Genomic DNA, 12,321 nt, shown 5'->3' on the forward strand with positions numbered 1-12,321 from the left:
AATGAACTGGAAGTGAAACTAGGAATTACAGAATTAATTTTTTCAATACGCCCATCAAAAGGGATTTTTTCTAAAAGCAAGCTTATTTCATCTGAAAAAGTATAAACTAAAGATGGTGAAAATTCTTTAAACAAATCTTCACAAACATTAGCCATAACTTTGTAAAAATTCTCATCATAAGGTTTTTCAAGATTTAAATCTTTGGATAACTTATGAAAACTCCTGCCGTCCAACCGAACAATGATTTTGGAGTTTTTTGGAACTTTCAAAGAAGAATAAACTTCATATTCTTTCATTAGATTCCCACGCTAATAGTTTCATTAAAACTTTTAAGTAACCTGATTGCTGAAAGTGCTGCAAGCATACTAGTTTTAGGATTAGCTGCACAAGGATAGTTCATAGTAGTTGTTTTAAATTCTCCAAAATCTCCTTTGACAGTTATTTCATGAACATTTCTATCAACATTAGGATCTACAATAATTTTTACATCAATATCCCTTTGACATGCAATGGATATTGTTGCTGCAACATTAATATTTAAAGGAAACTCTTTAACAGCCTCAGATGCTTTTCCTTCAAATAAAATTTCTTCTGCATCACTATCGAGTTACCAAAGTTACTTCTTTTAAACCAAATTTAGATACTGCTTTAATCCCATCCAATCCCACAATAGCTCCAGAAGGCAGATGTACCTTAACATTATTTTCTTTTGCTATTTTTTCAATTTTTTGATAAAAATCAACATCCATAAATGCACCAACACTCATTACAATCATGTCACGACCTTTAGCTAAGACTTTAGGTGCAAAATGTTTAACTGAATCTGGTGAAGCGCATTCAAGCACCAAATCAACATTATCAACCATATCATCAAAATCAAGTGCTGCTACACCACCGGCTAATGAAGCCAAGTTTTCTGCTCTTTCAATATCTTTGTCAAAAAAGTATGCAATTTCAATACCATTATCCTCGGGAACAATACTGGTTGTAATAATATTAGCAATTGCTCCACAGCCTATAATACCTACTTTCATAAAAATCACATTAGAATATTAATAGAATTAATTAAAAAAAAAAAGAACTAATGAAAGATTAATTTATAATCTTTCAGCATCAAATTGGACTTGAGTTTCGTTTTGTGGTTGAGTTTCAGGTTGTTTTGGAGCTACGCCTTCAGGGATTTGTGGTTCCGGATTAACTTTTTTAATATCCCTTGGGTTAATTAACATAATATCTCCAATAGCTTGAACTTTATCAAAATCAACAGTCAATAAATCATTTTGGAAAGATCTCATGTCATTTTCTTCAGGTATTTCACCACGAATAGTTCCTAAAAATGAATTAATGACACCAGCAGGTTTTCTTTCTTGTTCAATAGCCCTAACTTGTAATTTTGAAATAGTTCCTAACCTAATATTAAGAATAACGTCCTCGACACGTCCTACATAATGTCCTGTATTTGTATAAATATCTAAACTACGTAATTTTGAAACTTCTACCATGTTTACACCACAAGTAATAATAATTAAAATATGTATAAGTTTATTTTATTGATAATATAAATAGTTTATGTTTTTTAAAGTTAAAAATCGCCGTTAATACAAAAAATAAGAAAAAATTTATTAGATATATTGATTAAAATATAATTTAGACTAAAAAGAGGACTTCAAATGTGGGATACAACTAAAGATTATAGAATTTTAGTAGCAAGTAAAGCAAGAGAAAACTATCTAAACTTAATTCCAACAGCTTCATTTAGAGGAAGCTGGAACAAAAAACAGGCAGTTGATTTGGGAAAACAAATGAATAGTGATTTTCAGTCATTAATCTATTCTTACCTCGAGGGAGATGAATTAGTTAACTCACCAGATGTTGCATCATTAAAAGAAAAAGCTGAAAAGATTATCGAATATTTAGGTGGGAATGACTGGAATAAAAAGTTTTTAAACAATGCACCAAAAGATGATAGAGAAAAAACACAAGAAAACATTGCCAAAGTAAGATTTTTCCTTGATACCATCATCGGTTTAAAAGACCGCCTAGCATTAGGTCCGATTAATGATCCAATCATGGGCGTGGACATAAAGGTTGGAGAAGTAATGAGCGTAACCAAACATCCGAAAAACGATGATTTGATGCTCTGTAATGTAAACCTTGGAAAAAGAGCAATAACTGTTGTTACCAACGATTTGAATGTTAAAGATGACAATAAAGTTGGAGTATCCCTTCTTCCCCCACAATCATTCGGAGGCATCGTAAGTGAAGGAATGTTTTTAGGAATGAACGGAAGCATTCTCAAAGATGTTGACGGAGAACTCGGCCAAATGCCAAAAGGAATCCCAATGGAATCCCTGAATGAAACACGTAACCTTGTTGAAAATTATTTAAAATAAGTTTAATTACTTATTTTTCATTTTTAAAAAAAAATATACCAACTCCGTTGAAGATTTTAATAGTATATCCTTTTGCCCCGAAATTCAATACATCCTCCAGATTAACTCCCATCCGATACTCTTGTTTTGATATTATTATCTTAGATTTAGACCTATCAGCTTTGTTTTAGTCATTTCACTTACAGCATATTTTATTCCTTCTTTTCCAACACCACTATTTTTAAATCCGCCAAATGGCATATTGTCTGTTCTGAAAGTAGATTGCTTATTGACAAAAACTGTTCCGGCTTCGATTTCATTTGCACATCTCATTGCAGAATAATAATCATTTGTAAATACACCTGCCTGAAGACCATATTCCGTATCATTAGCAACTTCAATGGCTTCATCTAATGAATTAACATGAATGATTGGTGCAATAGGTCCAAAAGTTTCATTTACCACCAAATCCATATCCTGTGTGACATTATCTATTACTGTTGCCTCATAGAAAGCACCATCACGAACTCCGCCTGTTAAAATATTTGCACCATCATTTACAGCATTATTTACAGCTTCTTCAACTTGCATTGCTGCTTTTTCAGAAATCAATGTTCCGAGAGTTGTGTTTTCATCCAAAGGATTGCCCATCACCAATCTGTCTGTTGCATCCACCAATTTTCGAGTGAATTCGCTGGCGATTTCATCTTCAACTATGATTCTTTTAACACCCATACATACTTGGCCGGCATTTAAAAATGCACCATTAATAACACCTCTTACTGCCTTATCAATATCTGCATCTTTTAAAACAACTAATGGGTCGTTACCTCCAAGTTCCAATGTAACTTTTTTCATTCCTGCTTTTTGAGATATCATAAGACCTGTTGTGACGCTACCTGTAAATGATATTTTATCAATATTTGGAGAAGTCACCAAATAATCCCCAATTTCAGAGCCATAACCTGTCACCGTATTAATCACACCATCAGGAAACTCTTCATTTAAGATTTCTGCAAATTTCATAACAGTTAGCGGTGCTTCTGTTGGCGGTTTAATTATTACAGTATTTTTACATGCAATTGCTGGAGCGATTTTGTGAATTGTAAGATTCAAAGGATAATTGAATGGAGTGATAGCTGCAACAACACCCAATGGAACTCTTTGTGTGAATGCAAAAAATCCTTTTCCATTCAGACCCGCATCCAACGGTACGCTTTCACCATAAATTCTTTTTGCCTCTTCAGCTGCAAGTTTTAATGTTTCAATTGATCTATCCAGTTCGACCAGGGATTCGTTAATTGGTTTTCCGACTTCCATTGTTAATAATTGTGCCAAATCCATTTTATTGTCTTTAAGCTTTTCACAAACATTGAATAATTTATTTGAAACTTTAAATGCAGACATTTCAACTAAACCTTCTTTAGCATCATTGGCTTCTTTAATTGCTAAATCAGCAGTTTGCCTGTGAGCAATAGGTATATTATCAATTATTTCACCATCATATGGATTTTTAACTTCCTGCAAATCATCACTTGAAATATGTTTTCCACCAATTAACATGTCCATTAATATCACCTTTAACTGATTGTTAGAATAAAAAAAAGAGTTGAAAAGTTGAATGAATAATCCAACTTCAATAAGTCTGATACCAAACTATAGCCTGATAGGGAGTATAACCACTAATTAAATTAGTTCTTATATGGCCCCCACCGTTTCCATTAACAGTTTTTGTTTTAACTTTACCTGCTTTGTTTTTAAAGTAAAATTTTGCTTTAATGAGTTTTGTGTGATGAGGTTCAATATCACCATTAATACCAGTTCCAATAAACCATGAAGTAACTCCAGTTCCTTTACTGAATTGTGAATTACCTTTGTATTCTACATATCCCGCTATTGCATCACCATTTTTTAATTTTACTGCCCTAGGAGCCCAAGATACACCTGGTTTAAAATTATAAATTTTGACTTTTACTGTCTTTAAACTAGTAGTCTTAGCTTCTTTAACAATATTGGAATTCTTTACAACTGTATTATCACTAGATTCTTGCGCACATACTCCGCCTATAATAACCAAAGTAGCTAGCAAAATTAAAAAAACAAATATACTTTTTTTATTAAAAATCATGATAATCCCCATATTATATTTTTGCCAACATAATATAAATATTAACTAGATTATCATTCACAGCATCATTTAAAATAATTTCCAATATTTCTTAACTCCACATTAAATTCCCTAACCTCCTCTGAAGAAATTTCTCCGCTCAAATCTGACATATAATTTTTATACATATAAACAGCAAGAAGAACAACAACAATTATCCCTCCAAATAACAATATAAATTCTGCAGATGTCTGACCTTTATTATCCACTAAAATCCCCCCATAAGCAAATTTCCACCAAAATTTGAAACAAAATAGAATATTGCAAAAGATGTAATCGATAGCGGAAGCGAAAATTTGATTCCTTTTTTAATCTCGCCATACATTATCAGACTAATTATAAAAGAAACTAAAATTGAATGTATTATCAGATAAATTTCACCAGCAATCTGAGCCATAACTATTATTTCAGATTCCATCCCATAGCTTTGCATAAAACCCGAATAAACACTAACCATACCTATAGCAAATGGTGTTGCAACAATAGCTGAAATTAACAGAAACATTACAGACATCATTACAGCAGATTTTCTCTCACGCTTAAGAGCCAGCAAATCTCGCAAATCATCTGAAACGTCAAATAAGACATTTGATATACTTGATCCACTTTTACGACCATCCAATATTATATCAAAAATCCTCTCCAATTCTTTTGATTTTAATCGTTTGCTCATTGCTCGCCAAGCATTATCGAAATTACGACCCATACGAATTTCAATTATGGTTCTACGCATTTCATCGTAAAGAGGTCCCTCACCATACTGCGACATATCCTCCATTGCATTTTCAAAACTGAGCCCTACCTGCAACATACTGGAAAGCTGTCTTAAAAAGTCAGGTGCCGATTTTTCAATCTCCTGAGCCCGCCTTTCCTGCATGACTACAACATATGTGAAAAGACCCGGTAAAATGAAAAATGGAAAGATCAACACCGAAACTGGTAGATTTAACATCGCCATTGCAAATGTTAGTATGATTTCACCAGACAAAATGAAAATTATGAGAATAGCTAAAACTTTACTTGCTTCCGTAAAAATTGCTCCACTAAGTAAAAAATCCTGGAATTTAGATAAATAATTTTCAGGAACAATATTGTCTAAAAATACTGCTAAATAGTTTATTATTTTAAATTTCATAAAATATTATTGTACAATATAGAATATAAAGTATTGGTTAGTTTTAAAATCAATTCTATTCAATGAAAACAATATGAAATTTAATTTAAAAAAAATATGAAAAAAGAAAAAAATAATAAATACTTTATCTTTCTGTTCCCAACAGGTTATTAATGAATTGGGTCGAATATAGAAAATATACATAACCTGAGCTAATTAAATAATTAACTCATTTTTTAATTCTTTGAAAGCTCTTTTTGCTTCAGGAATAGGGAATAACGGATAGATATGAAACAACTCAGGACCAGTTATTAATTTTACGTTAACACCATCCCTTTTGAGATTTCGAACATATCTCTTAACATCCGTGAAAAATATCTCGTTTTCACCAACAAAAATTAATGTATCCGCAAGGCCAGTATTGTCACCAAACAATGGACTTACCCTATAATCCTGAGTGTTCAAATTCCCTGCCCAACATTTTCCAATTTCTTTAAGTCCAATTTCACCAAGTATTGCATCATTTTGACTGTTATATGGAGGATTGCACATAGAAACATCAACCCATGGTGAGAAAGTTATTATATTATTCGGTTGCTCCAAATCAATAGTCTTTATATATTGACAAAAGGAATGGATGAATCCGCCCCCTGCAGAATCACCCATCAATATCAGATTATCCTTTGAAACTAGGGTTTCATATAACTCAGTTATCAACTCATATGTTTCAATTGCATGATGCAATGGAGCAAGCGGATAGACTGGTGCCAATACATAAGCACCCAATTTTTTTGACAGCAGATAACAATATAACAGATGCTGATGATTTATCTCCATAACATAAGCACCGCCATGCATGTACAAAATAGTGTTTTTGGCATCCTTGTCTCCAAAAGTGAAAACCTGCATCCCATTAAAGTCAATACTTTTAAAAATACTTTTTGGAGATTTAGTTGGAGTATTCATCATTTTATTTAGAAAAATATCCACATTTTCTTTAGAATCCATAAAATAAAGTTTATTATGCCTTAAAATAGCTTCTTCTATTTTGGCAATAAGTGATTTTTTATCTGACATAAATATCCTACACAATACTACAAATTAATCAATCATTAAAGGCAAATCACCAATTACATTGGCTTTGTTATTAATTGCCACAGTATCTTCAAGTCTTACTCCAAATTCTCCTTTTAAATATATTCCTGGCTCCACAGTTATAACCATGCCATTTTCTATTTTTGTATCGTCACGAAGTGAAAATCCTGGAGTTTCATGAATATCCAAACCTAAACTATGGCCTGTTGAGTGAATAAACTTATCGCCATACCCATAATCAGTTATAATATCTCGTGCAACTTTATCAATTTCACTGCATTTAAGACCGGGTTTAATGGCTTTGATGGCTTTGTCATGAGCTTCAGCCACAATATCCCAGATTTCTTGCTGTGCTTCAGTATAGACCATTGTGCGAGTATTATCTGAACAATATCCCTCAAAAATAGCACCCCAATCAACTAAAATTGGTTGCATTAATTGTTTATCTCCCGGAACTGCGTGTGGAAGACTTGAACTTGACCCGCTGGCAACAATCGTATCAAATGACTCCTTTAAAGCACCATTCCCAATCATTAAACGAACCAGATCAAAAGCAATTTCTTTTTCCGCACCAGTATTGTTTAAAATATCCAACTCCAAAAATGATTTTTGAGCAATTTCTGTTGCTTTAGTGATTTTATCAATTTCAAGAGGAGTTTTAATCATACGTTGCTTGTCAATGTATGTTTTTGAAGAAATCGTAAATTCATTTTCAAGTTTTTCATAAGTGCTGAATGGAAGGGTTGGTTCAATCGCCAAATCCTTAATTCCATCATCTTTAAGCTCCCTAACCATCACTTCAAATGATTCATACTTCCTAACGTCAATTTTTGAATTTTTGTTGGCTATTTCCATATCCATGCTTGATGCATAAATGATAGGGTCATCCTTAATTATGCAAAAAGCAAAACTGGTTGGTTTATAATTTGAAATATATTCAACATTTGTAAATTGAGTGAGCAAATAAGCCTGAATATCATCTTTTTGCAAATCTTTTAAAATATTGTCTAAATGTAAATCCATAATTAATATTAGAAAAAACTTTATATATAAAATTAGATACCTTAACATTATGTTTAAATTTACAAGTAGTGAAATAAGAGATTTAATAATTGCATTTGTTGTTATTTCACTGTGTTTCGGAATTGCCAATACTGGACGAGATATGTCTGCTTTGATAAGCATACTTCCTATGATTATGGTAGGTGTGGGAGCCGGATTCATCTTACACGAACTTGGACACAAATTTGTATCAATGAAGTATGGATACTGGGCAGAATTCAAATTATGGCCTCAAGGATTATTATTTGCACTTGTAACTTCCTTTTTCGGTTTTGTATTTGCAGCTCCAGGTGCAGTTTACACATATGCAAATTACATGACTGATGAGATTAATGGGAAAATATCCATTGCAGGACCTATTGTGAACATTGTTCTTGCATTAATATTTTTAATTATTGCAACAATGGTATATCCTACCGCATTTACTTCAGAAACTTCCGTGTTAATATTTATTGTGTGTTCCCTTGGCTATTCAATTAACAGTTTCTTAGCTGCATTTAATTTACTGCCTATTGGAAACCTGGATGGGTCTAAAGTGTTAAGATGGAATGCTGGAATATGGATTGTCACAATAGCCGTTGCAGGTATAATGACTGTTGCATCAATGACCATTGGTGTTGAAAGCATAGTTAGAATGATAATAGGAATTTAGAAAATGAGTGAAGAAATCACATATTTTGAAGGAACACACAGAGTAATTGCTCCGAGTGAAACCATCAAAATCAACGAAGACAAATTAAAAACTGCCGGAATAACCCGTATTGCTGACATTACGGATTTGGATAGAATCGGCCTTCCAATCTATACTGCAATCAGACCAACTGCTGAAGATGGTGCTGTAAGTATTTATGGTGGAAAGGGAATTACTAAAGATCATGCAAGAGCATCTGCAATGATGGAAGGTTTCGAGAGATATTCCGCCGAAATGCAGGATAGTGATGAAACAATCACTGCCAGTTTAAATGAAATTTCAGAATATGGAGATTACATCAATCCCAAATCATTGAATTTGCCAAAAGAACTTGAAAAAGCCGACATTAGTGAATTGAACATAGAATGGAGCAAATCCAAAGATATTATTTCTGGAAATGAATATTATATTCCAACAAATGCCGTTTTTCACCCGTATACATCCGATAACCACATGCAAAGATTATTCAAATCAAATACCAACGGTTTAGCATCAGGAAACATCTTAGAAGAAGCAATATTGCATGGAATGTTTGAAGTCATTGAACGAGACGCATGGAGTATTTTTGAGTTAACCCATAAGAACTATAATCAAATCGATATCAAAAGCATCGAAAATGAAATTATCAATGACATCATAGAAAAATTCGAAAGTAATGGAATTAGAATTAAATTAATGGACTTCACTGCAGACATTAAAATTCCAACAATAGCTGCTTCAGCCGACGATACAATAACAAAAGACGCTGGACTTTTAACATTAGGTATGGGAACACATCTAGACCCAGAAGTTGCCATTTTAAGAGCACTTACTGAAGTAGCACAAAGCAGAGCGACACAAATCAATGGCGCTCGTGAAGATACTGTCCGAGCGGATTTTGCACGTGAAGCAGGTTATGAACGAATGAAAAGAATAAATAAATATTACTTTAGACATGAAGATGAACAAATTAAATTAGCAGATATTGAAAATAAAAGTACATCTTCAATTACAAGAGATATCGAAATTGTTAAAGAAGAATTAATGGCCAATGGTATTGAAAAAATATTATATGTTGATTTAACACGACCTGAACTTGATGTGAGCGTTGTAAGAGTCGTAATCCCCGAAATGGAACTTTATACAATTGATCAGTCAAGAGCAGGATATAGATTTTTAAAAGTCTGATAATATGGTAAAAATCATTATTTACACTGGATTATCAATTCCCTTTGATGAAGCAAAAGAAATATTGGATAGTTCTGAAGGTATTGAAGTAATCTATAAAAGACCTATTAAAAGAGGGGATTTAAACTTAGCTTTAAATGAAAATCCGAATATTGTAGCAATAATTGATGGCGTATTCCATCAAAGTTCTGCTGTAGGACATAAAGAAATTCTTAAGGTCATCAATTCCGGAATTAAAGTATTTGGAGCATCAAGTATGGGAGCTTTAAGAGCCTCCGAACTGGATACTCTAGGCATGATTGGAATTGGATATTGTTATGAGCAGTATGCAAATGGAATAATCGATTCGGATGATGATGTTGCAGTAATGCTAGACAGTGAAAGTTTAGAACCACTTTCAACCCCCTTAATAAGCATGCGCCATGTTTTTACAAAAGCAGTGAATGAAAACATAATAACTACTGAAGAAAAAGATGAATTACTGCTCATTACAAAAAGAACCTATTACCCTCAAAGAAATTATGCTAAAACTTTAAGTGAATCAGGTTTAGACGATAATAAAAAAGAAAATCTTATTAATTTTATTCGTGAAACGGAAGATGTCAAAAAAGAAGATGCTAAATTACTGCTAAACCATATCAAATCCACAATCAACGATGAAAATTAAATATTTTAATAAAAAGAGATATATTCATCGTAAACTTTTTTTAAAAATTATCGAACCCCATTAATTAAAATCAATTGGCAATTAATAAAAACAAAGAAGTTGTAATGAAAATAGTTTTAAATCAATGAGGTCGCCAATATAATTGATTCATCGACACCATCCTTTTCATGTAATCAAATTAAGAATTTTGATTTTTTTGCATTTTCTTATATTGCTTTAAAACAATATCAGGAGTTTCAATGCTTTGATCAAAAGTAAAAGAAAAATCTTTTGATTCAAAATCATCATCTATTTTTTTAAGTCCGCTTAATGAAATATTGTTGCCTTCAATTTTAAATCCGACACCATCAGCATCGACATTTGTTAAATTAATCTCAATTTCAGAAGCTTCTTCCAAAGATAGATTAGATTTAACATCATACTTCAAATTTAATATTTTATGAGGCATTATCTCATTAATTGTCCTTTTAATTACAGAATCAAAAAGTTCCAAAAATTTTTTAGCAGGGGGTAAATCATTAGCCCACCAATAAGTAATTACAGAGTTAAGGATTATTTCGTGTTCAGCAAAATCATCATATAATCTTGCACGAACACCTACAACACTATCATTAACCTTAACTACTAGAACTGGACTAACAGCCATTTATATCACAATTATTCAACTAATGCCTTAATTAAATCACTTGCTCTTACAAGTCCCACTAAATCCCCTTCAACACCGATAACAGGAATTTGTTCAATGTTTAAGGATTTCATTTTTTTAGCACAGTCGGTAACTTTGGTTTTAGAGTTAGCCACTTCAACATTGCCTATAGCAACATCCCCAACAACTTTATCAGTGAATTTTAAATGATTTTTTTCAATGTATAAAACAGAAGTACTATCCCAAGACCATTTGTCTCCTTCAGTACCCACAGTGGAACTGTGTTCACTTCTCTCAGAGATAATTTCAATTTCGGTAATGAAATCTGTTTCAGTTAAAATACCTGACAATTTAGCATCATCATCTAAAGCCAATACTGATTTTAAACCGAATTGATTCATAGTTTCAAATGCAACGTTTAAAGGAGCTTTTTCCCAAGTTGTTGGAACTGTAGTAATCATATAATTTTCAACAGCATCATCAATTTCAACTTTTGTTAAAGCTTTGGATACTAAATCAAAAGAAGTGATTATCCCAACTAATTCCCCATCATCATTAATAACAGGAACTCTTCTAACATTGTTCTCAATCATTGTACGTGCAGCATCAGTTACATCATCATCAGGACTAACAGTAACTAAATTTCTGCTCATCAACATTGCAATTTGTTCTTCATCAGGGTTATTAATTAAATCTGAACGTGTAATAACACCTACTAATATATTAGTGTCTTTTTTTACTACTGGAAGTACTGCTTTATTTTCTTTTCTCATTAAGTCTAAAACTTTTTCCCTGTTTCCAGGTACGGAAACACTTACAACATTTTTAGACATGGTTCTTTTGACTAACATAAAAACACCTATATAATAAATATAAATAAAAAAGGCAGATAACTAATGTACTACAAGTACAGCACATTTAGCAGAATTAACAACCTTATCTGCTACACTACCCATAATAAATCTATCGAAGCCAGATTTACCTGAACTTCCCATAACAATTAAATCAACATTTTCTTCATTTGCCACTTCTAAAATAACTTTGGCTGGGGAACCCTCTCTAATTACATGATTGATTTTTATATCATCTTCATTTAATTTATCAAATTCTTTAAGGTTTTCCTCAGATCTTTCATTTAAAATTTGATTTAACTGATACACTTCATCATCTAATGGAAGACCATTAACAAAATTATTTTCAGTGACACTTACTGCAACTATTTCAGCTCCACTAACATTGGCTAAAAATAATGCATGTTTTTGTGCTTTTTTAGCGAATTCTGACCCATCAGTAGGGACCAATATCTTTTTATACATCATTAACATCTCCCAATATAATAC

The 12,321-nt window shown here is 32.3% G+C and carries 15 protein-coding genes and 1 pseudogene; 4 read left to right on the forward strand and 12 right to left on the reverse strand.

Going from position 1 to position 12,321, the window contains the following annotated elements:
* The 3 genes and pseudogenes from Q4Q55_RS07740 to Q4Q55_RS07750 all read right to left on the reverse strand — a co-directional run.
* Positions 1 to 296: tRNA(His) guanylyltransferase Thg1 family protein (locus tag Q4Q55_RS07740; RefSeq protein ID WP_303372253.1), on the reverse strand; the 296-nt coding region annotated here is incomplete at its 3' end.
* A pseudogene (locus Q4Q55_RS07745) lies at positions 296 to 1,034 on the reverse strand (aspartate dehydrogenase). The pseudogene Q4Q55_RS07745 and the gene Q4Q55_RS07740, both read right to left, overlap by 1 nt.
* Positions 1,035 to 1,097: 63 nt before the next feature.
* Positions 1,098 to 1,502, reverse strand: coding sequence for a PRC-barrel domain-containing protein (locus tag Q4Q55_RS07750; RefSeq protein WP_303372254.1), 405 nt, complete (start codon positions 1,500 to 1,502; stop codon positions 1,098 to 1,100).
* Between the two features lie 168 nt (positions 1,503 to 1,670).
* Here Q4Q55_RS07750 and Q4Q55_RS07755 point away from each other — a divergent pair, with 168 nt between their 5' ends.
* Positions 1,671 to 2,393 (forward strand): tRNA-binding protein, encoded by a 723-nt coding sequence (locus tag Q4Q55_RS07755; RefSeq protein ID WP_303372255.1) that lies wholly within the window; start codon positions 1,671 to 1,673, stop codon positions 2,391 to 2,393.
* 135 nt (positions 2,394 to 2,528) lie between these two features.
* On the opposite strand, the gene Q4Q55_RS07760 is transcribed toward Q4Q55_RS07755, so the two are convergent.
* From Q4Q55_RS07760 to Q4Q55_RS07785, 6 genes are all read right to left on the reverse strand, one after another.
* The gene (locus Q4Q55_RS07760) at positions 2,529 to 3,941 is read right to left on the reverse strand and encodes a lactaldehyde dehydrogenase (protein ID WP_303372256.1); all 1,413 of its coding nucleotides are present in this window, start codon (positions 3,939 to 3,941) and stop codon (positions 2,529 to 2,531) included.
* Between the two features lie 67 nt (positions 3,942 to 4,008).
* The gene (locus tag Q4Q55_RS07765; RefSeq protein WP_303372257.1) at positions 4,009 to 4,461 is read right to left on the reverse strand and encodes a hypothetical protein; all 453 of its coding nucleotides are present in this window, start codon (positions 4,459 to 4,461) and stop codon (positions 4,009 to 4,011) included.
* Positions 4,462 to 4,565: 104 nt separating this feature from the next.
* Positions 4,566 to 4,754 carry a class III signal peptide-containing protein gene (locus Q4Q55_RS07770; RefSeq protein ID WP_368660148.1) on the reverse strand — a complete coding sequence of 63 codons (189 nt, stop codon included), beginning with the start codon at positions 4,752 to 4,754 and terminating at the stop codon, positions 4,566 to 4,568.
* Positions 4,748 to 5,674, reverse strand: coding sequence for a type II secretion system F family protein (locus tag Q4Q55_RS07775; RefSeq protein WP_303372259.1), 927 nt, complete (start codon positions 5,672 to 5,674; stop codon positions 4,748 to 4,750). Before Q4Q55_RS07775 ends, Q4Q55_RS07770 begins: the two co-directional genes overlap by 7 nt.
* Before the next feature lie 195 nt (positions 5,675 to 5,869).
* Entirely contained in the window at positions 5,870 to 6,730 is an 861-nt protein-coding gene (locus Q4Q55_RS07780) for an alpha/beta hydrolase fold domain-containing protein (RefSeq protein WP_303372260.1), read from the reverse strand.
* Positions 6,731 to 6,754: 24 nt separating this feature from the next.
* Positions 6,755 to 7,780 carry an aminopeptidase P family protein gene (locus Q4Q55_RS07785; RefSeq protein ID WP_303372267.1) on the reverse strand — a complete coding sequence of 342 codons (1,026 nt, stop codon included), beginning with the start codon at positions 7,778 to 7,780 and terminating at the stop codon, positions 6,755 to 6,757.
* Between the two features lie 40 nt (positions 7,781 to 7,820).
* Between Q4Q55_RS07785 and Q4Q55_RS07790 the strand changes: the two genes are divergently transcribed.
* Genes Q4Q55_RS07790 through Q4Q55_RS07800 form a run of 3 tightly spaced genes read left to right on the forward strand, consistent with a single transcriptional unit; the run spans position 7,821 to position 10,335 of the window.
* Complete coding sequence (locus tag Q4Q55_RS07790) at positions 7,821 to 8,462, forward strand: site-2 protease family protein (protein WP_303372261.1); 642 nt, start codon at positions 7,821 to 7,823, stop codon at positions 8,460 to 8,462.
* 3 nt (positions 8,463 to 8,465) lie between these two features.
* Positions 8,466 to 9,668 (forward strand): YcaO-related McrA-glycine thioamidation protein, encoded by a 1,203-nt coding sequence (locus Q4Q55_RS07795; protein WP_303372262.1) that lies wholly within the window; start codon positions 8,466 to 8,468, stop codon positions 9,666 to 9,668.
* Positions 9,669 to 9,672: 4 nt separating this feature from the next.
* Positions 9,673 to 10,335 carry a TfuA-related McrA-glycine thioamidation protein gene (locus Q4Q55_RS07800; protein WP_303372263.1) on the forward strand — a complete coding sequence of 221 codons (663 nt, stop codon included), beginning with the start codon at positions 9,673 to 9,675 and terminating at the stop codon, positions 10,333 to 10,335.
* A 178-nt stretch (positions 10,336 to 10,513) separates the two neighbouring features.
* Here Q4Q55_RS07800 and Q4Q55_RS07805 read toward each other — a convergent pair whose 3' ends face one another.
* The 3 genes from Q4Q55_RS07805 to Q4Q55_RS07815 are packed head-to-tail and all read right to left on the reverse strand — an operon-like array spanning position 10,514 to position 12,297.
* The gene (locus Q4Q55_RS07805; RefSeq protein ID WP_303372264.1) at positions 10,514 to 10,981 is read right to left on the reverse strand and encodes a hypothetical protein; all 468 of its coding nucleotides are present in this window, start codon (positions 10,979 to 10,981) and stop codon (positions 10,514 to 10,516) included.
* Positions 10,982 to 10,992: 11 nt separating this feature from the next.
* Positions 10,993 to 11,832, reverse strand: coding sequence for a CBS domain-containing protein (locus Q4Q55_RS07810; protein ID WP_303372265.1), 840 nt, complete (start codon positions 11,830 to 11,832; stop codon positions 10,993 to 10,995).
* A gap of 42 nt (positions 11,833 to 11,874) precedes the next feature.
* Positions 11,875 to 12,297, reverse strand: coding sequence for a universal stress protein (locus Q4Q55_RS07815; RefSeq protein ID WP_368660149.1), 423 nt, complete (start codon positions 12,295 to 12,297; stop codon positions 11,875 to 11,877).
* Positions 12,298 to 12,321 lie beyond the last annotated feature (24 nt).

The organism is Methanobrevibacter sp., assembly GCF_030539555.1.
In the GTDB taxonomy this organism is placed as follows: Archaea; Methanobacteriota; Methanobacteria; order Methanobacteriales; family Methanobacteriaceae; genus Methanocatella.

What these genes read in the sequence shown, in the direction of transcription:
- Q4Q55_RS07750 (WP_303372254.1), bottom strand. Translation starts at nt 1,502, where the DNA reads ATGGTAGAAGTTTCAAAATTACGTAGTTTAGATATTTATACAAATACA.
- Q4Q55_RS07755 (WP_303372255.1), top strand. Translation starts at nt 1,671, where the DNA reads ATGTGGGATACAACTAAAGATTATAGAATTTTAGTAGCAAGTAAAGCA.
- Q4Q55_RS07760 (WP_303372256.1), bottom strand. Translation starts at nt 3,941, where the DNA reads ATGGACATGTTAATTGGTGGAAAACATATTTCAAGTGATGATTTGCAG.
- Q4Q55_RS07775 (WP_303372259.1), bottom strand. Translation starts at nt 5,674, where the DNA reads ATGAAATTTAAAATAATAAACTATTTAGCAGTATTTTTAGACAATATT.
- Q4Q55_RS07780 (WP_303372260.1), bottom strand. Translation starts at nt 6,730, where the DNA reads ATGTCAGATAAAAAATCACTTATTGCCAAAATAGAAGAAGCTATTTTA.
- Q4Q55_RS07790 (WP_303372261.1), top strand. Translation starts at nt 7,821, where the DNA reads ATGTTTAAATTTACAAGTAGTGAAATAAGAGATTTAATAATTGCATTT.
- Q4Q55_RS07795 (WP_303372262.1), top strand. Translation starts at nt 8,466, where the DNA reads ATGAGTGAAGAAATCACATATTTTGAAGGAACACACAGAGTAATTGCT.
- Q4Q55_RS07800 (WP_303372263.1), top strand. Translation starts at nt 9,673, where the DNA reads ATGGTAAAAATCATTATTTACACTGGATTATCAATTCCCTTTGATGAA.
- Q4Q55_RS07805 (WP_303372264.1), bottom strand. Translation starts at nt 10,981, where the DNA reads ATGGCTGTTAGTCCAGTTCTAGTAGTTAAGGTTAATGATAGTGTTGTA.
- Q4Q55_RS07810 (WP_303372265.1), bottom strand. Translation starts at nt 11,832, where the DNA reads ATGTTAGTCAAAAGAACCATGTCTAAAAATGTTGTAAGTGTTTCCGTA.
- Q4Q55_RS07815 (WP_368660149.1), bottom strand. Translation starts at nt 12,297, where the DNA reads ATGTATAAAAAGATATTGGTCCCTACTGATGGGTCAGAATTCGCTAAA.